The sequence below is a fragment of the Rhizobacter sp. P2_H3 genome (assembly GCF_056403355.1).
This window is the reverse complement of record NZ_JBFUFQ010000130.1, coordinates 1-16,334: the sequence shown is the minus strand read 5'-3', so window position 1 is coordinate 16,334 and position 16,334 is coordinate 1. Positions and strand designations below refer to the sequence as shown.

Below are 16,334 nucleotides of genomic sequence, written 5' to 3'. Positions count from 1 at the left end.
TCGCTACACCGGCCCGGCCAATGACGCAGCAGCCGCCAGGTTGGCAGCGAACTACACCTGCACGACGCCCTGAAGGGGGCAGCCCCGAAACGGGCCACCTGGACCTACCCTTGGTGCCTGGGAAGGTTTCCGGGAAGACGAACGGGAACAAGCCCTTGAAAGACAAAGGCCCCAGAGGTTTCCCTCTGAGGCCGAATCTGTTGGTGGAGAGGAGGAGGATCGAACTCCCGACCTTCKCATTGCGAACGCGACGCTCTCCCAGCTGAGCTACCCCCCCAACAAGGGCGCCAGTCTATCAAAAAAATCGGCGTGCTTGCCCCGCCGGATCGGGGGGCCGGAGCGCTTAAGCTGCGCGCCATGCCCGCCCCCGTCGAGATCCGACTCGCCCTGCCCGAAGACGCGCACGCGATCGCCGCGCTGTCGCGCGAGGCCATCGAGCATGGCCTGCCCTGGCGCTGGACGCCGCAGCGCGTGCGCCGCAGCCTGCGCGACCGCAGCACCAACGTGATCGTCGGCCACGAGCAAGGCGTGCTGCACGGCTTCGCGATCATGAAATACGACGACGAGGAAGCCCACCTGCTGCTGCTTGCCGTCGCGGCCACGCAGCGCCACCGCCACATCGGCTCGTCGCTGATGGCCTGGCTCGATGCCACCACCCGCGCCGCGGGCATTGCCGTGGTCCGCGTCGAGGCGCGCGCCAGCAACACGCAGGCCCGCTCGTTCTACAAGCACCACGGCTTCCGCGAGACCGGCATCGTCTCGGGCTACTACGAAGACGTCGAAGACGCCGTCCGCATGCGCCGCGACCTGCGCAGCTGATTTCTGCGCCGGCCTGTTCCCGAACCCGCCCGCGCGGACTAAAGTCTGCGCCGGCATCATTTTCGGAGGCAGCATGAAGAAGGTCGTGTGGGGGGTGCTCAGCACCGCGAAGATCGGGCTCGAGAAAGTCATCCCCGGCATGCAGAAGAGCGCCTTCTGCGACGTGCGCGGCATCGCATCGCGCTCGCTCGAACCAGCGCAGCGGGCCGCCGACAAGCTCGGCCTGGCCAAGGCGTACGGCTCCTACGAGGAGATGCTCGCCGACCCCGAGATCGAGGCCGTCTACAACCCGCTGCCCAACCACCTGCACATCCCGCTGACACTGCAGGCCGCGCGCGCCGGCAAGCATGTGCTGTGCGAGAAGCCGGTGTCGATCACCGCGCAAGAGGCCGCCGAGCTGCGCACCGTCGCCGACAAGGTGCTCGTCAGCGAGGCCTTCATGGTGCGCTACCACCCGCAGTGGCTGCGCGTGCGCGAGTTGCTGCGCGCCGGCCGCATCGGCAGCGTGCGCCAGGTGCAGGTGTTCTTCTCGTACTTCAACGACGACCCCGCCAACATCCGCAACATGGCCGACATCGGCGGCGGCGCGCTGTACGACATCGGCTGCTACGCGATCGTCGCCGGCCGCTTCATGTTCGAGGCCGACCCGAAGCGCGTGATCGCGCTGGTCGACCGCGACCCGAACTTCCACACCGACCGCAGCTGCAGCGCGCTCGCCGACTTCGGCGGCGGCCGCCACCTCGATTTCACGGTGTCGACGCAGAGCGTGCCGTACCAGCGCGTGCAGGTGGTCGGCACCACCGGGCGCATCGAGATCCAGATCCCGTTCAATGCGCCGCTCGGCGGCCGCACGAAGATCTTCATCGACAGCGGCCGCGCGCTCGACGGCTCGGCCATCGAGACCGAAACCCTCCCCGAGGCCGACCAGTACACGCTGCAGGGCGATGCGTTCTCGCGCGCGGTGCGCGGCGAGATCACGCTGCCCTACGGCGTCGACGACGCGATCACCAACATGCGGGTGATCGACGCGCTGTTCCGCTCCGAGCGCAGCGAGCGCTGGGAGGCGGTCTGACAAGAGACCTGATGCCCGCCCCGCCGGCTGCCCCCGCCCAGCCCACCGAGCCCGCCGAACGCTTCGGCCGCCCGCTCGGCGGCTGGCGCCTGCGGCTGTTCACGGTGATCTTCGAGGCCGACACCCGCAGCGGCCGGCTGTTCGACCTGGTGCTGGTGTGGCTGATCCTCGCGAGCGTGGTGGTCGTGATGCTCGACAGCTTCGCATCGGTGCATGCACGCTGGGGCGAGGTCTTCTCGGTGCTCGAGTGGGTGTTCACGGTGCTGTTCAGCCTCGAGTACCTGGCGCGGCTCGCCTGCGTGCAGCGTCCCGGGCGCTATGCCGGCAGCGTGTTCGGCATCATCGACCTGCTGGCGGTGCTGCCGACCTGGGCCGCGCTGGTGGTGCCCGGCCTGCATGCGCTGATCGACGTGCGGGCGCTGCGCCTGCTGCGGCTGTTCCGCATCCTGAAGCTGGCGGCCTACATCGCCGAGTACCGCGCGCTCGGCGAGGCGCTGATGGCCAGCCGCCGCAAGATCCTGGTGTTCCTGAGCTTCGTGCTGCTGGTCACGGTGGTGATGGGCAGCCTGATGTATGCGGTCGAGGGGCCCGGCAACGGCTTCGACAACATCCCGGTGTCGGTCTACTGGGCGATCTCGACGATGACCACCGTCGGCTTCGGCGACATCACGCCGAAGACCGGGCTCGGGCGCTTCATCGCGTCGTTCATGATGCTGGTCGGCTGGGGCACGCTCGCGGTGCCGACCGGCATCGTCAGCGCCGAGTTCACGGCGCTGCGGTTCCGGGGCCAGCCGGCGCCCACCACGCGGACCTGCCCCGCCTGCCTGACCGAGGGCCATGCCGCCAGCGCACGCTACTGCAGCGATTGCGGTGCCCCGCTGCCCGACGCGCGATCCTGACTGCTCAGAAGAACGCCCGCGCATAGTTGATCGGCGCATGGTCCGCCAGGTCGCGCAGCAGCACCGCACCGGGCCTGCCGGCGTGCTCGCCGAAGTAGGCGGTGCGGGCACGCATGCGGTCGTCGTCGACGCGCGTTGAATCGGGCCGCTCGACCAGCTCGCCGGCGCTCGTGATGTAGCTGGCCGGCGTCACGTGCGTGTAGGTGCGCAGGCTCGGCGGCAGGTCGGTGACCAGATCGCAGCAGTTGACGAGCCGGATGCGCTGCGGATTGCGCAGCCCTGCCGCAAACACCGCATCGCCGACGCGCGGGGAACCGAGCGTGACCAGCGTTCCCTCGTGCCACACCGAGGCCGCCAGCGTCGCGAGCGCCGCGCCCAGGCTGTGCCCGGTCAGCAGCAGCCCGTTGCGCGGTTTCGCATCCCCATCCAGCCAGTGGCCGATGCGCGGCAGCAGCGTGCGCGCCGCACCGGCAAAGCCCACATGCACCCGCCCGCTCGCCTCCGGCCACGGCGTCGTCAGCGCATTCAGGTCGTTCGCGAGATCGGCCAGCTCGTCCGGCTGCGTGCCGCGGAAGGCCACCAGCACCAGCCCGTCGGACGGCCGCAGCGCCCCGAAGGCCTGCGAGCCGCTGCCGGCATCGGCGAACAGCCGCGGCGCGTCGAAACCGGCCCGCGCCAGCGCGGCGGCCAGCCGCTCGGCCTCGGTCTTCGAGCCCTCGGCACGCACGTAGGCCAGGCGCGCGGCCTCGGTGGCCAATTGCAGCAGGGTCGGCTGCGCATCGGGCGTGAACAGCGTGGGCGCCCGCTCGGGCGAGTACAGGGCGGTGCGGCTGGGGTCGTAGGCGATCACGGGGCGCGGCAGAAGCAGGGATCGCGCATTCTGCGGGCCACGCGGGCCGATGCATGTTTCAGCCGTGCGATGCGCGCGCAAAACCTGAGTTCTGTACGGTGGCAATCCCCCTGCAAGTGACAGGCACGCCGTTTGCGGCTCAACTCCGCGGCTCAGACCCTTCCGTGTTCATCACCAGAGAGGACAACCCGATGGCCCAAGACAAGCCCCGCCAGACCGCGAGCGACTTCGATCCCGAGGTGCTGCGCCTGTTCGACAAGTACGTGCACGGCCAGATCGACCGCCGCGGCTTCCTCGACGGCGCCCGCAAGTACGCCGTCGGCGGCCTCACGGCCGCCGGCCTGCTCGAGGCGCTGAGCCCGAAGTTCGCCGCCGCCGAGCAGGTGCCGAAGACCGACCCGCGCATCGCGGCCGAATCGGTCGAGATCCCGTCGCCGCTCGGCTACGGCAAGGTGCGCGGCTACCTGGTGAAGCCGGCGCGCGTCTCCGGCAAGCTGCCGCTGGTGCTGGTGGTGCACGAGAACCGCGGCCTGAACCCGCACATCGAGGACATCACGCGCCGCCTCGCGCTCGAGAACTTCATCGCGTTCGCCCCCGACGCGCTGTTCCCGCTTGGCGGCTACCCCGGCGACGAGGACAAGGCCCGCGAGCTGTTCGGCAAGCTCGACCAGGCCAAGACGCAGGAGGACTTCATCGCCGCCGCCAACTACCTGCGCGCCCACCCGCTGGGCAACGGCAAGCTCGGCGCGGTCGGCTTCTGCTACGGCGGCGGCGTCGTCAACCTGCTGGCCACGCGCGTGCCCGAGCTGGCGGCCGGCGTGCCGTTCTACGGCAATGCGCCGGCGCTCGACAAGGTGGCCGGCATCAAGGCGCCGCTGCTGCTGTTCTTCGCCGACAACGACGAGCGCATCAACGCCGCCTGGCCGCCGTACGAGGCCGCGCTGAAGGCCGCCAAGGTGAAGTTCGACGCCTACAAGTACCCCGGCACCCAGCACGGCTTCAACAACGACACGACGCCGCGCTACGACGACGCGGCCGCCAAGCAGGCCTGGACGCGCACGATCGCGTTCTTCAACACCCAGCTGCGCACTGCGGGATGATCCTCGGGGGGCGCGCCCGGCGGCGTGGCTACACTGCGCAGCTTCGCCCAGCCTCGCGCCCCTCAACGTGTCGGATCGTCTCGCAGTCCTCCCGCAATACCTCCTCCCCAAGCAAGCGCTGACGCTGCTGGCCGGCCGCATCGCGTCGGCCCGCGGGGGCGCCTCGACCACGCGGCTGATCCGTTGGTTCGTCAAGCGCTACGGCGTCGACATGGCCGAGGCCGCCGACCCCGACATCGCCGCCTACCCGAGCTTCAACGAGTTCTTCACGCGCGCGCTGAAGCCCGGCGCGCGCCCGCTCGCGCCGGCCGACCTGATCTGCCCGGTGGACGGCGCGATCAGCCAGTTCGGCCGCATCGAGCGCGACCAGATCTTCCAGGCCAAGGGCCACCGCTACAGCACGGCGGCGATGGTCGGCGGCGATGCAACGCTTGCGAGGCAGTTCGACGACGGCCACTTCGCGACGCTCTACCTGAGCCCGCGCGACTACCACCGCATCCACATGCCCTGCGACGGCCGGCTGCGCCGCATGATCCACGTGCCGGGCGCGCTGTTCTCGGTCAACCCGACCACTGCGCGCGGCGTGCCGGGGCTGTTCGCGCGCAACGAACGCGTGGTCTGCGTGTTCGACGGCCCGCGCGGGCCGTTCGTGCTGGCGCTGGTCGGCGCCACCATCGTCGGCAGCATGGCGACGGTGTGGCACGGCGTGGTCAACCCGCCGCGCACCGGCGCGCTGCGCGAATGGCGCTACGACGACGCGCCGGTCACGCTGAAGCAGGGCGACGAGATGGGCCGCTTCCTGCTCGGCTCGACGGTCGTGATGCTGTTCCCGGCCGGGCCGCTGGCCTTCAACCCGACGTGGGAAGCGGCCCGGCCGATCCGTCTCGGCGAGGCGATGGCCTCACTTCAGTCCGCCTGACAGGAACGCGCGCAGGCGCTCGCTGCGCGGGTGCCCCAGCACCTCGCGCGGATCGCCCTCCTCCTCGACCACGCCCTGGTGCAGGAACACCAGGTGCCGCGACACCTCGGCCGCGAACGCCATCTCGTGGGTGACGACGATCATCGTGCGCCCCTCGCCGGCCAGCTCGCGCATCACCTTCAGCACCTCGCCGACGAGTTCCGGGTCGAGCGCCGAGGTCGGCTCGTCGAACAGCATCACCTGCGGCTCCATCGCGAGCGCCCGCGCGATCGCGACGCGCTGCTGCTCGCCGCCCGACAGCTGCGACGGATAGAGGCTCTTGCGGTGCAGCACGCCGACGCGCGCGAGCAGCGCCTCGGCGCGCTCCACGGCCTGCGCCTTCGGCACGCCGAGCACGTGGACCGGGGCTTCGATCACGTTCTCGAGCGCCGTCATGTGCGCCCACAGGTTGAAGTGCTGGAACACCATCGCGAGCTTGCTGCGCAGCCGTTGCAGCTGCTTCGCATCGGTGGCCTGCAGGCGGCCGTCGCGGCCCGGCTTCAGCGCGATCGCCTCGCCCGCGAGCGTGATGCGCCCCGCATCGGGCTGCTCCAGCAGGTTGATGCAGCGCAGCAGCGTGCTCTTGCCGGAGCCGGACGAGCCGATGATGCTGATCACGTCGCCCTGGCTCGCCGCCAGCGAGACGCCCTTCAGCACCTCGACGGCGCCGAACTTCTTGTGCAGGTCGTCGACCTGCAGTTGCACCATCCGGTGGTCTGTCATCAGTCACTCGACAGCTTGCCGCTGCGGATCGGCGTGGTGCCTGCGACCTTGAACAATGGCCTTCCTGCGATGGCATAGCGCACCCGATCGCGCGCGAAGAACAGGCCGTCGGTGCGGGTGTGCAGCGGATGCACCTCGCCGCTGATCGGGTCGATCACGTCGGCGATCAGGTCGCCGGCGCGCACCACCTCGCCGGGCTCGCGGTGGTACGCGACCACGCCGCTGGCCGGCGCGGACACCACCTCGGTGCCCGACAAGGGCGTGGCCGGGAACAACAGCGGCGGCAGCGTGGGCACCGGGCCATCGACCAGGCCGCGCAGCGTCAGGAAGTCGAGCAGCGCCGCCGCATCGGCCGCCGCCTGCGGATGCGTCACGCTGGTCTCGCCACGCAGTTCCACCGTGACCGATACGCAGCCGAGCGGCACCGGGCGCCTGTCGCTGAAATGCGCCGCGAGCTGCCACCAGGTCTGCGAGCACGCCTCGTCGAACGGGTTGTCGCCCGACTCCAGCGCCAGCAGCGAGGCCTGCGCGCCCAGGCAGCGTGCGAGCGGCTCGACCTCGGGCCACAGCGGCGTGCCGGTGTAGAGGTGGGCCACCGATTCGCTGTCGCAATGCAGGTCGAGCACCACCTCGGCATCGCAGGCCAGCCCCATCAGCGTCTTGCGCTGGCTCATCAGCTCATGGGTCTCGGGCAGCGCCTGCACCACCTCGCGCAGCGCCTCGCGTACCCGTTGCGCGTTGGCGGCGGGGTCGGCGCCCAGCAGCGCCTCGATGCGCGCGCGCACCGGCTCGAACAGCGCCGGGTAGTGCCGGTTGAAGTTCTCGCCGCTGCCGAGCTCGAAGCGGCCGATCGGCATGCGCAGCAGTTGCTGGTCGAGCCCGATCGGGTTGGCCACCGGCACGACGATGACCTCGGCGCGCAGGCGGCCCTCGCTCTCGAGCTGCGCCAGCCGCAGGCGCAGGTGATGGGCGAGCAGCATGCCGGGCAGCTCGTCGGCATGCAGCGAGGCCTGCACATAGACCTTGCGGCCGCTGTCCCGCGGGCCGTAGTGGAAGCTGACGATCTCGCGCCGGGTCAGCAGCGAGCCGCCGTGCAGCGGGTGGTGTCGGGTTTGCATCGGGGGGTGGGTTGAACGTCAGGAACGGGGTTGGAGGTGGCGCGCCCAGCGGGCCTCGGCACGCCGGAACAGCGCCACCAGCGCGAACGTGATCGCCAGGTAGAACAGCGCCGCGGTGATGAAGGCCGGGAACGGCAGGAAGAAGCGCGAGTTGACGTCGCGCGCGACGCCGGTCAGGTCGAGCAGCGTGACGATGCTTGCGAGCGATGTGGCGTGCAGCATCAGCACCACCTCGTTGCCGTAGCCCGGCAGCGCCCGCCGCAGCGCCGACGGCAGCAGGATGCGCCGCACCATCAGCAGCCAGGGCATGCCGACGCTGCGCGCCGCCTCGATCTCGCCCGGCGGCGTCGTGCGGATCGCGCCGGCGATGATCTCGGTGGTGTACGCGCAGGTGTTGATCGCGAACGCCGCCACCGCACAGAACCAGGCGCTCGCCAGCAGCGGCCACAGCAGGCTCGCGCGCACCGCCTCGAACTGCGCGAGGCCGTAGTACAGCAGGAACAGCTGCACCAGCAGCGGCGTGCCGCGGACCACGAAGGTGAAGCACCACACCGGCATCCACCAGCAGCGCCGGCTCGAGGCGCGCATCACGCCGAGCGGGATCGCGCCCAGCAGGCCGAGCGCCAGCGACATCGCCAGCAGCCGCAGCGTCGTCCACGCACCGGACAGGTACAGCGGCAGGTTGTCGACGATGGCCTCGAAGCTCAAGGCGCGGCCTTCACAACGAGACGGCCGGCACGCCCGGCGACCAGCGCTTTTCCAGCGCGCGCAGCGCGAGCACCGAGGCCGTCGTGATCAGCAGGTAGCCGGCGGCCGCGGCCAGGTAGAAGGTGAACGGCTCGCGTGTCGCGCCGGCGGCCTGGCCCGCCTTCTGCATCATGTCGGTCAGCCCGATCACCGACACGAGCGCGGTCGACTTCACCAGCACCAGCCAGTTGTTCGCGAAGCCGGGCAACGCGAGTCGCAGCATCTGCGGCAGCACGATGCGCCGGAACACCTGCAGCGGCGTCATGCCAAAGGCCCGCCCGGCCTCGGCCTGGCCGTGCGGGATCGCGAGGATCGCGCCGCGGAAGGTCTCGGTCAGGTAGGCGCCGAAGATGAAGCCGAGCGTCGCGACGCCGGCGATGAACGGGTCGATGTCGACGTACTCGTCGACGCCCAGGTGCGGTGCGATCTCGTTCACCGCGAGCTGGCCGCCGTAGAAGACCAGCAGCATCAGCACCAGGTCGGGCACGCCGCGGATCAGCGTCGTGTAGACGGTCGCGGCGCGCCGCCAGAACGCCGAGCCCGACAGCTTCGCCGCCGCACCCGCCAGGCCCAGCAGCACCGCGACGGCCAGCGACGCAACGGCCACGCCCAGCGTCAGGCGCAGCCCCTCCAGCAGGCTCGGCAGGTAGCCGTGCAGCATCACTGGCCGAAGATGTCGTAGTTGAAGTACTTCGCCGCGAGCTTCTGGTAGGTGCCGTTCGCGCGGATCGCCTTGATCGCGGCGTTCAGCCGGTCACGCAGCTCTGTGTCGCCCTGGCGCAATGCGATGCCGGCACCGGCGCCGAAGTACTCCGGGTCCCGGTAGTCGGGCCCGACGAAGCCGAAGCCCTTGCCGGCCGGCGTCTTCAGGAAGCCGATGTCACCGGCGATGCCGTCGACCATCGTCGCATCGATGCGGCCGGCCGCGAGATCGAGGTAGACCTCGTCCTGGCTCGCGTAGCGCACGATGGTCGCCTCGGTGAACTTGGCGGTGACGTAGCGGTCGTTGATGGTGGTGCGCTGCACGCCGATGCGCGTGCCCTTGAAGCGCGCCGGCGTGCCGTCGATCGGCGAGCCGGTCTTCGCGATCAGCTTGTTCGCGCTGTTGTAGTACTTGTCGGTGAACGCGACCACCTTCAGGCGCTCGGGCGTGATCGCCATCGACGCGACCACCAGGTCGAACTTGCGCGACTGCAGCGACGGGACCAGGCCGTCGAACTCCTGCTGCACCAGCGTGCAGCGGGCCTTCATTTCGGTGCACAGCGCGTTCGCGATGTCGATGTCGAAGCCCTGCAGCTTGCCGTCGGGGCCGACGGTGCTGAACGGCGGATAGGCGCCTTCGACGCCGACGCGCAGCTTCGACAGGTCGGCCGCCTGCGCGCCCGGCATGCCAGACAGCGTGGCGAGCAGCAGCATCAAGGGGAGGAATCGTTTCATCGGGGGCTCCGGCAGGGGATTCGGGACTGCATTGCAAGTCCCGAACCATACCGCGCCCCGGCATCACTGCGGGTAGGGGGAGAGACCGATCAGCTTCATCCGTTCTTCGAAGCTCGGCGCCGCGGTCATCAGTTCATGGCCGGGCGCCGCAGCGGCCGCCACCTCGGCGGCCTCCGGCGTGCGGCCGATCAGCGCCATGCGCTCCAGGTAGTCCTGCTGCCGCTCGGCGGCGGTCTGCGCCGCGGTCTCGGGCGGCAGCGGCACGGCCTGTTCGCCGGGCTCGGGGGTGCGGCCGATCAGGTGCATGCGTTCGACGTAGGCGGCATCGGGACTGGTGGGRCCGGAAGACACGGCGGCAAAGGCAGCGCCCTGCGTGGCGAGCGCGGCGACGGTGAGGATCATCAGGGATCTCATGGGACATCCTTTCGCAGGGGGTGGAGAGGTGCTTCTTGGGTCGCCTGCCGGCCACCGCCGTTCCCTTGCGCCAGCGGGCTTTACCCGGTGAAACCCTGATGCCACAGCGCGTGATGTGCGCGACATCTGCCGTCGCAATCGATCTCATACAGATTGATGGAAAGAGCACGCAAAGCCCGGCGCTAGACTGCACCGATGACCTCGCCCGACGACGACACCCCCCCTGCCCCAGCGTCCGACAAACCCCGCCCCGGCGACACCTACGTGCAGTCGTTCGCACGCGGCCTGAGCGTCATCCGGTCCTTCAGCGCGAAGGCGCCGCAGCAGACGCTCAGCGAGGTCGCGCAGCGCACCGGCCTGACGCGCGCCGGCGCACGCCGCATCCTGCTGACGCTGGAAGGCCTGGGTTACGTCGAGAGCCAGGGCCGGCAGTTCCGGCTGACGCCGAAGATCCTCGACCTCGGCTTCGCCTACCTGTCGTCGCTGCCGCTGTGGAACCTGGCCGAGCCGGTGATGGAGGCGCTGGTCGAGCAGGTGAAGGAATCGAGCTCGGCGGCGGTGCTGGAGGGCGGCGACATCGTCTACGTGCTGCGCGTGCCGACGCACAAGATCATGAGCATCAACCTGGGCATCGGCAGCCGGCTGCCGGCCTACTGCACCTCGATGGGCCGCACGCTGCTGGCGGGGCTGGCGCCGGACGAGCTCGACCAGCGCATCGACGCGATGACGCTCACCGCCCGCACGCCGCACACCGAGACCGATCCGCAGCGCCTGAAGGGGTTGATCGCGCAGGTGCGGCGCCAGGGCTGGAGCCTCGTCAGCCAGGAGCTGGAGGAAGGGCTGGTGTCGATGTCGGCACCGATCCGCGACCGCTCCGGCCGCGCGATCGCCGCGCTGAACATCAGCGGCCAGGTGAACCGCACGCCGCCGGGGCACATGCTGGAGGTGTTCCTGCCGAAGCTGCTGGAGGCGGCGGACACGATCTCGCGGTTGCTGCAGATGAAGACCTAGTTGCGCACCCAGCGCAAAGCCAGGATGTCATCCGGCCACTGCACCGCCTTGACCTTCTTCTGCATCGCCCAGCTCAGCGTGCGCCGGTACAGCGGCACGTAGGGCAGGTCTTCGGCGATCAGCCGCAGCGCGACACCGACCATCGCGCGCCGGCGCATCAGGTCGGGCTCGACGCGGATGCTGTCGATCAGCGTGTCCAGCGCCGGGTTGCTGTAGCGCCCGACGTTGAAGGTACCCGCCCCGCCCTTGCCGAAGCTGTGGAACAGCGCGTTCAGCGTGGCCCACGCATCGGTGGTCGGCGTCCAGCCGAACTCGACGAAGCTGCCGGTGGCCTGGCTCAGCTTCGGGAAGAACTGGTTGGTCGCCGACGAGCGCAGCGTCGTGCGGATGCCCACCTGCGCCAGCATCGCGGTGGCAGCCTGGCAGACGTTCTCGCGCCAGGCGATGTTCACGCAGTCGAGCGTCACCGCAAAGCCGTCCGGGTAGCCGGCCTGCGCGAGCAGCTTCTTCGCGGCCGCCGGGTCGTAGGGCAGCCGCTTGTCGAGCTCGCCCAGCGAGCCGTCGACCATCGGCGACAGGAAGGCCCCGGTCGGCGTGCCCTGCCCGCGCAGCACCTTGCCGACGATCAGGTCGACGTTGATCGCCTGGTAGACCGCCTGGCGCACCCGCCGGTCCTTGAACGGGTTGCGGCCCTTCACGTCGGCATCGAGCAGCTGCTCGCGCGACTGGTCGAACGCGAGGTACTGCTGGCCCAGGTCGGCGACCTGCAACACCGCCAGGCCCGGGTCGGTCTTCAGGCGCGCCACGTCCTGGAACGGCGGGTCCAGCACCAGGTCGACCTCGCCGGAGCTCAGCGCCGCGAGCCGCGTCGCCTCCTGGCGGATCGGCAGGAACGTCACCTCGTCGAGGTTGCCGTTGCGCTTGTCGCCGCGGCCCCACCATTGCGCGTTCGCCTTCAGCACCACGCGCACGTCCGGCTCGTAGCGATCGAGCCGGAACGGCCCGGTGCCGTTGGCATTGCGCACCGCGAAGGTCTCCTGCTTGCCGTTGAAGTCCTGCGCCCGCTCGACGCCGTGCCTGCTGGCCCAGGCCTTGCTCATGATGCCGATGAACGGCAACTTCTCGGGAAACACCGCGTCGGGCGAACTCAACACGAAATCGACCGTCAGCGCGTCGACCTTGCGGACCTCGGCCACGGCGCTGAGCTGGAAGGCGCGCTGCGACGGCGGCTGGCGCGCCCGGTCGATCGAGAAGATCACGTCGTCGGCGCTCATCGGCGTGCCGTCGTGGAACACCACGCCGGGCCGCAGCCGGAAGCGCCAGGTCCTGTCGTTCAGCGCCTGCCACGACAGCGCGAGCGCCGGCTCGAGCCGGAACTGCTCGTCGCGCCCGACCAGCGACTCGTACACCTGCGTGACGACCCGCGAGTGGTACAGCAGCGCGAGCCCATGCGGGTCCATCGTCTGCGGGTCGAAGCCGCTGGCCACCTGCAGGCTGGCCGACGACGCCACCCCCGCAGCGCAGACCATCCACACACCGGCGATCGCCGCGCGCCACCGCCACATGTTCCGTCCCATGAGCCTTCCCCCGCAGTTGGATGCCTGGATGATCGCAAAGACAGGCCCGAATCTGGGTTACAACGGCAGAACATGCAACACCTGCTGAACCTGCTCGCCGCCATCTCCCTGCTCGTCTGGGGCACGCACATCGTGCGGGTCGGCATGCTGCGGGTGTTCGGCGAGAACCTGCGGGCCGTGATCTCGCGCAGCGTGCGCAACCGCCTGGGCGCGTTGCTGGCCGGCATCGGCGTCACCGCGCTGGTGCAGTCGAGCACCGCCACCAGCCTGATCGTCACCTCGTTCGTCGGCAAGGGCCTGATGGACACCGGCGCCGCGCTGGCCGTGATGCTGGGCGCCGACATCGGCACCGCGCTGATGTCGGTGCTGCTGTCGTTCGACCTGTCGTGGATCTCGCCGCTGCTGATCTTCGCCGGCGTCGTGATGTTCCTGTCGCAGGAAGACCGCAGCATCGGCCGGGTCGGCCGCGTCGTGATCGGGCTCGGGCTGATCACGCTCGCGCTGCAGCTGATCGTCGCCGCCACCGAGCCGCTGACGCGCTCGCCCGCGGTGCGAGCGATGCTGGTCAGCCTGCCCAACGACGTGATGCTCGAGATCACGATCGGCGCGCTGCTGGCCGTCGTCTCGTACTCCAGCCTCGCCACCGTGCTGCTGGTCGCGATGCTCGCCAACGCCGGGCTGCTGCCGACACCGGTGGCGCTCGGGCTGGTGCTGGGCGCCAACCTCGGCACCGGCGCGCTGCCGCTGCTGGCCACCGCGCGCGGCTCGGTGCAGTCGCGCCGCATGCCGCTCGGCAACTTCCTGTTCAAGCTGGCCGGCTGCCTCGCGATGGTGCCGCTGCTGCCGCAGGCCCACATCCTGCTGCAGGACTACGTGCCGACCGTGCTGCAGCAGGTGGTGGTCTTCCACCTCGCGTTCAACGTCGCGCGCTCGGTGCTCTTCATCCCGTTCACGCCGCTGGTCGGGCGCCTGCTCGACCGCCACCTGCCGCAGCCGCGCGCGCTCGGCACCGACCGGCCGCGCCACCTCGACCCGCTGGCGCTGAGCTCGCCGTCGGTGGCGATCGCCTGCGCGGCGCGCGAGGCGCTGCACCAGGCCGACGTGGTCGAGACGATGCTGCGGGGCATCCTGCCGGTGATCCGCTACAACGACCTGGCGCTCGCCGAGCAGCTGCGCAAGATGGACGACGTGGTCGACGAGCTGTACTCGGCGATCAAGTTCTACCTGACCCAGATCTCGCGGGCGGCGCTCTCCGAGCGCGAGAGCCGGCGCTGGACCGACATCGTCTCGTTCACCATCAACATGGAACAGATCGGCGACATCATCGAGCGCGTGCTGCAGGACATCGAGGACAAGAAGGTGCGCAAGAACCGCAGCTTCTCCGATGCCGGCATGGCCGAGATCGTGCACCTGCACGAGCGGCTGATGGCCAACCTGCGGCTGGGCATGAGCGTCTTCCTCGACGGCCATGTGCGCGATGCGAAGCGGCTGCTCGAAGAGAAGGCGCGCTTCCGCGACCTGGAGCATGAATACGCCGCCAGCCACATCGCACGGCTGCAGGAGAACACGGCGCAGAGCATCGAGACCAGCTCGCTGCACATCGACCTGATCAGCGACCTGAAGCGCATCAACTCGCACATCTGCTCGATCGCCTACCCGATCCTCGAATCGGCCGGCGCGCTGTCGCAGACGCGCATCCGGCATTCGCAGCTGTCGGCGCTGTCTTCCGACGAGTCCTAGAAATACTGGTGGCGGCGCAGCCAGTGCGCGTGCACCAGGGCCGCCTCGAGCGTGAAGACGCCGGCCTTCACGCTCTCCAGCAGCTGCTCGGCCGGCACGCAGTCGAACCCCTCGACCTCGCCATCCTGGTTGTCGGGATCCAGATCCGGCAGCAGCTCGCCCTCGAACATCTCGATGCGCTCGACCATGTAGCCGTTCCTGTCGACCGGGCGGCGCACCCACTGGTGGCCGAGCGCGCGCACGTTGCGCATCGTCGCCACCTCCAGCCCGGCTTCCTCCCAGGTCTCGCGGTGCAGGGCGGAGGCGACGGTCTCGCTCGCCGACAGCATCCCGCCCGACAGCGTGTCCCACTGGCCGGGGTCGGTCGCCTTGTCGAAAGCGCGCTGCTGCACCCAGACGCGGCCATCGCCGGTGTGGCCCACCAGGTGCACCGCGACGGTGGCAATGCCCAGCGGGCGCACCGCGGCGCGCTCGATCAGCGCCTGCCGCTCGCCGTGTTCGTTCGCCACCACCAGCAGCTCGTTGCGCCAGGCACCGCCCAGCTGATGCTCGTGCAGCCAGTGGGCGATCACTGCCAGCGCCGCGTCGGGCGGGCCTTCGACCTGCCAGCCGCCGGCGCGCGGGCGCATCGGCAGGTCGGCTTCGGCCATGTGGCGGGCGAGCAGCGGCTCGATCGAGCCGATCACCGCATCGGTGGCCTGCAGCCACAGCCGCTCGCGCAGCAGCAGCGGGGGCTGGTCGGCCAGGGTGTTCAGGTGGTGCAGCCAGTCGGGAATGTCATCCATCGTGGCCGCGATGGTATCGCGGCGCCTCAGGCCGAGAACAGCCGCCAGCGCGCGGTGATCGCCTTCAATCCCTGCAGGATGCCGCTGGCCACCGGCGTGTCGAGCCCGGGAACGCGCATCGTGCGGTGCAGTGCGACATGGCGTGCGTCGCCCAGGCAGCGATGGTGCTCCTTCATCGCCGCCGTCACTGCCAGGCTCAGCGCCGCCGGGCGGATCGGCTTGCTGGCGAAGCGGAAGATGCGGGCCTGGTTGATCAGGCGCACCACCTCGTCCGCATCGGTGTGATGCGTCAGCATCACGGTGATCAGTGCCGGGAAGTGGGTCTTCAGCGTATGCAGCAGCTGGCCGGTGTCGGCGCCGCCGACGCGCGATTCGCACACCATCACGCCGATGGCGTGGCGCGCCAGCAATTGCAGCGCGCAGGCCACGGTATCGGCGCGGTGCACCGTGAACTGGGTGCCCAGCGCCTCACGGATCAGCGCGCAATCGGCTTCGTTGTCGTCGAGCAGCAGCACGCCCGCAGCGGGCCGCGATGCGGCGCGCGCCGCCGAGCCCGATGGCGTGACGATGGGGGCCGGCCGCGATTGCATCTGGCCGATCTCGGCCGCCTCGGCGAGGGTCACGCGGAACGCGTCCTGGTCCCAGGGCTTGGTGACGTAGCGGAAGATCTGGCCTTCATTGACCGAGCCGACGATGGCCGACTGGTCGGCATAGCCGGTCAACAGCACGCGCACCGTGCCGGGCCACGTGCTGCCCACCTTGGCGAGCAGCTGCACGCCGGTCATGCCGGGCATGCGCTGGTCGCTGACGATCACGTCGATGCGTTCACGATGCAGGATCTCCAGCGCCTGCGCGCCGCTCGATGCCGTGAAGACCTCGTAGGTGCTGCGGAACATCACCCGCAGCAGGTTGATGATGCGTTCCTCGTCGTCGACGAACAGGATGCGGGCTTTCTGCGGTGCTGTCACGTGGCGGGCTCCGTCGGGTGGGATGGGTGGGCGGGTCAGGCCGCCAGCGGCAGCGGTTCGCCGGACGTGCCGGGTTCGCGCGGGCGCAGCGGCAGCAGGATCGAGAACACGGTGCC

Annotated in this window: 17 protein-coding genes and 1 tRNA gene; 7 read left to right on the top strand and 11 right to left on the bottom strand. The window is 70.0% G+C overall.

Features of this window, described 5'->3' with window-relative positions:
• Positions 1-201: 201 nt before the first annotated feature.
• Positions 202-277 (bottom strand) — tRNA-Ala (locus AC1D1T_RS20975).
• A gap of 80 nt (positions 278-357) precedes the next feature.
• Here AC1D1T_RS20975 and AC1D1T_RS20970 point away from each other — a divergent pair.
• The 3 genes from AC1D1T_RS20970 (at position 358) to AC1D1T_RS20960 (ending at position 2,790) form a co-directional block, all read left to right on the top strand.
• The gene (locus AC1D1T_RS20970; RefSeq protein ID WP_477827474.1) at positions 358-819 is read left to right on the top strand and encodes a GNAT family N-acetyltransferase; all 462 of its coding nucleotides are present in this window, start codon (positions 358-360) and stop codon (positions 817-819) included.
• Between the two features lie 73 nt (positions 820-892).
• Positions 893-1,891 (top strand): Gfo/Idh/MocA family protein, encoded by a 999-nt coding sequence (locus tag AC1D1T_RS20965; RefSeq protein ID WP_477827473.1) that lies wholly within the window; start codon positions 893-895, stop codon positions 1,889-1,891.
• 11 nt (positions 1,892-1,902) lie between these two features.
• Positions 1,903-2,790 (top strand): ion transporter, encoded by an 888-nt coding sequence (locus AC1D1T_RS20960; RefSeq protein WP_477827472.1) that lies wholly within the window; start codon positions 1,903-1,905, stop codon positions 2,788-2,790.
• A 4-nt stretch (positions 2,791-2,794) separates the two neighbouring features.
• Here the strand turns inward: AC1D1T_RS20960 and AC1D1T_RS20955 are convergent, their stop codons facing one another.
• The gene (locus tag AC1D1T_RS20955; protein ID WP_477838820.1) at positions 2,795-3,640 is read right to left on the bottom strand and encodes a lipase family protein; all 846 of its coding nucleotides are present in this window, start codon (positions 3,638-3,640) and stop codon (positions 2,795-2,797) included.
• 191 nt (positions 3,641-3,831) lie between these two features.
• On the opposite strand from AC1D1T_RS20955, the gene AC1D1T_RS20950 reads away from it, so the two are divergent.
• Positions 3,832-4,740, top strand: a complete 909-nt coding sequence (locus tag AC1D1T_RS20950) for a dienelactone hydrolase family protein (protein ID WP_477827391.1) — start codon at positions 3,832-3,834, stop codon at positions 4,738-4,740.
• Positions 4,741-4,807: 67 nt separating this feature from the next.
• Positions 4,808-5,659, top strand: coding sequence for an archaetidylserine decarboxylase (gene asd / locus AC1D1T_RS20945; protein ID WP_477827392.1), 852 nt, complete (start codon positions 4,808-4,810; stop codon positions 5,657-5,659).
• On the opposite strand, the gene AC1D1T_RS20940 is transcribed toward asd, so the two are convergent.
• The 6 genes from AC1D1T_RS20940 to AC1D1T_RS20915 form a co-directional block, all read right to left on the bottom strand.
• Positions 5,642-6,406: an ABC transporter ATP-binding protein gene (locus AC1D1T_RS20940; protein ID WP_477827394.1), complete on the bottom strand. Its 765-nt coding sequence runs from the start codon at positions 6,404-6,406 to the stop codon at positions 5,642-5,644. The genes asd and AC1D1T_RS20940 overlap by 18 nt on opposite strands.
• A 14-nt stretch (positions 6,407-6,420) precedes the next feature.
• Positions 6,421-7,539 carry a succinylglutamate desuccinylase/aspartoacylase family protein gene (locus AC1D1T_RS20935; RefSeq protein ID WP_477992421.1) on the bottom strand — a complete coding sequence of 373 codons (1,119 nt, stop codon included), beginning with the start codon at positions 7,537-7,539 and terminating at the stop codon, positions 6,421-6,423.
• A gap of 18 nt (positions 7,540-7,557) precedes the next feature.
• Positions 7,558-8,247, bottom strand: coding sequence for an ABC transporter permease (locus AC1D1T_RS20930; RefSeq protein ID WP_477826281.1), 690 nt, complete (start codon positions 8,245-8,247; stop codon positions 7,558-7,560).
• 10 nt (positions 8,248-8,257) lie between these two features.
• A complete protein-coding gene (locus tag AC1D1T_RS20925; RefSeq protein ID WP_477992420.1) occupies positions 8,258-8,947 on the bottom strand; it encodes an ABC transporter permease in 690 nt (229 codons plus the stop codon).
• On the bottom strand, positions 8,947-9,723 hold the full coding sequence (locus AC1D1T_RS20920; RefSeq protein WP_465115054.1) for an ABC transporter substrate-binding protein: 777 nt from the start codon (positions 9,721-9,723) through the stop codon (positions 8,947-8,949). Before AC1D1T_RS20920 ends, AC1D1T_RS20925 begins: the two co-directional genes overlap by 1 nt.
• Before the next feature lie 63 nt (positions 9,724-9,786).
• Positions 9,787-10,137 carry a hypothetical protein gene (locus AC1D1T_RS20915; RefSeq protein WP_477826279.1) on the bottom strand — a complete coding sequence of 117 codons (351 nt, stop codon included), beginning with the start codon at positions 10,135-10,137 and terminating at the stop codon, positions 9,787-9,789.
• A gap of 195 nt (positions 10,138-10,332) precedes the next feature.
• Here AC1D1T_RS20915 and AC1D1T_RS20910 point away from each other — a divergent pair, with 195 nt between their 5' ends.
• Entirely contained in the window at positions 10,333-11,148 is an 816-nt protein-coding gene (locus AC1D1T_RS20910; protein WP_465115057.1) for an IclR family transcriptional regulator, read from the top strand.
• Here the strand turns inward: AC1D1T_RS20910 and AC1D1T_RS20905 are convergent.
• Entirely contained in the window at positions 11,145-12,713 is a 1,569-nt protein-coding gene (locus AC1D1T_RS20905; RefSeq protein ID WP_477992419.1) for an ABC transporter substrate-binding protein, read from the bottom strand. The genes AC1D1T_RS20910 and AC1D1T_RS20905 overlap by 4 nt on opposite strands.
• Before the next feature lie 84 nt (positions 12,714-12,797).
• Here AC1D1T_RS20905 and AC1D1T_RS20900 point away from each other — a divergent pair, with 84 nt between their 5' ends.
• Positions 12,798-14,465 (top strand): Na/Pi cotransporter family protein, encoded by a 1,668-nt coding sequence (locus AC1D1T_RS20900; protein WP_047503315.1) that lies wholly within the window; start codon positions 12,798-12,800, stop codon positions 14,463-14,465.
• On the opposite strand, the gene AC1D1T_RS20895 is transcribed toward AC1D1T_RS20900, so the two are convergent.
• Together AC1D1T_RS20895 and AC1D1T_RS20890 are read right to left on the bottom strand one after the other, a co-directional pair.
• Complete coding sequence (locus AC1D1T_RS20895) at positions 14,462-15,250, bottom strand: NUDIX hydrolase (protein ID WP_047503318.1); 789 nt, start codon at positions 15,248-15,250, stop codon at positions 14,462-14,464. The two genes, AC1D1T_RS20900 and AC1D1T_RS20895, sit on opposite strands and share 4 nt — an antisense overlap.
• A gap of 26 nt (positions 15,251-15,276) precedes the next feature.
• Entirely contained in the window at positions 15,277-16,218 is a 942-nt protein-coding gene (locus tag AC1D1T_RS20890) for a response regulator (protein WP_477992418.1), read from the bottom strand.
• Positions 16,219-16,334: the final 116 nt, after the last annotated feature.

Excerpts from the sequence above, each read along its gene's own strand:
- AC1D1T_RS20970 (WP_477827474.1), top strand. The coding sequence starts at position 358 with ATGCCCGCCCCCGTCGAGATCCGACTCGCCCTGCCCGAAGACGCGCAC.
- AC1D1T_RS20965 (WP_477827473.1), top strand. The coding sequence starts at position 893 with ATGAAGAAGGTCGTGTGGGGGGTGCTCAGCACCGCGAAGATCGGGCTC.
- AC1D1T_RS20960 (WP_477827472.1), top strand. The coding sequence starts at position 1,903 with ATGCCCGCCCCGCCGGCTGCCCCCGCCCAGCCCACCGAGCCCGCCGAA.
- AC1D1T_RS20950 (WP_477827391.1), top strand. The coding sequence starts at position 3,832 with ATGGCCCAAGACAAGCCCCGCCAGACCGCGAGCGACTTCGATCCCGAG.
- AC1D1T_RS20940 (WP_477827394.1), bottom strand. The coding sequence starts at position 6,406 with ATGGTGCAACTGCAGGTCGACGACCTGCACAAGAAGTTCGGCGCCGTC.
- AC1D1T_RS20935 (WP_477992421.1), bottom strand. The coding sequence starts at position 7,539 with ATGCAAACCCGACACCACCCGCTGCACGGCGGCTCGCTGCTGACCCGG.
- AC1D1T_RS20925 (WP_477992420.1), bottom strand. The coding sequence starts at position 8,947 with ATGCTGCACGGCTACCTGCCGAGCCTGCTGGAGGGGCTGCGCCTGACG.
- AC1D1T_RS20920 (WP_465115054.1), bottom strand. The coding sequence starts at position 9,723 with ATGAAACGATTCCTCCCCTTGATGCTGCTGCTCGCCACGCTGTCTGGC.
- AC1D1T_RS20910 (WP_465115057.1), top strand. The coding sequence starts at position 10,333 with ATGACCTCGCCCGACGACGACACCCCCCCTGCCCCAGCGTCCGACAAA.
- AC1D1T_RS20905 (WP_477992419.1), bottom strand. The coding sequence starts at position 12,713 with ATGTGGCGGTGGCGCGCGGCGATCGCCGGTGTGTGGATGGTCTGCGCT.
- AC1D1T_RS20900 (WP_047503315.1), top strand. The coding sequence starts at position 12,798 with ATGCAACACCTGCTGAACCTGCTCGCCGCCATCTCCCTGCTCGTCTGG.
- AC1D1T_RS20895 (WP_047503318.1), bottom strand. The coding sequence starts at position 15,250 with ATGGATGACATTCCCGACTGGCTGCACCACCTGAACACCCTGGCCGAC.